Genomic DNA, 427 nt, shown 5'->3' on the forward strand with positions numbered 1-427 from the left:
TGTCGAGGTCGCTGTTCGTACGCTGCACCGCGTGCCGTACTGCCTGGTTCGCGTCGACGAGGACGGTGGGCTTTCCGGTGAAGTCCTGTGGGATATCCACCGTCCACTGGATCCTCGACGGATCGCCGGGGAAGGTCGAGCCGGTGTAGAGAATGCCGTCTCGGGTGTAGGAGAAGTGCAGCGGACCCGGGTTCTGGAAGTCCGATCCGGCCTGGATCGCGTCGACCGGGGCGGCGCTGGTGCGGGGCACGCTCGGGCGGGCCGGCGAGTGGTCGACGTTCAGCTTGCAGGTGTCCGTCGTCGCGGTGACGTTCGAGAAGCTCTGCCAGCCGGAACCGATCTTGGTGCCACCGGCCGGCCAGGTGCCGTTGTCCTCCCGGAAGCGGTAGAGGTGGAAATCACCGGTGGCCGTGACGCCGAACAGGGT

Annotated in this window: 1 protein-coding gene; it reads right to left on the bottom strand. The window is 67.0% G+C overall.

The genetic code is table 11. The features are described from left to right. Positions 1-427: hypothetical protein (locus I6F37_RS41160; protein WP_225154546.1), on the bottom strand; the 427-nt coding region annotated here is incomplete at both ends.

Source organism: Bradyrhizobium sp. NBAIM08, from assembly GCF_020193935.1.
Taxonomy (GTDB): domain Bacteria; phylum Pseudomonadota; class Alphaproteobacteria; order Rhizobiales; family Xanthobacteraceae; genus Bradyrhizobium; species Bradyrhizobium yuanmingense.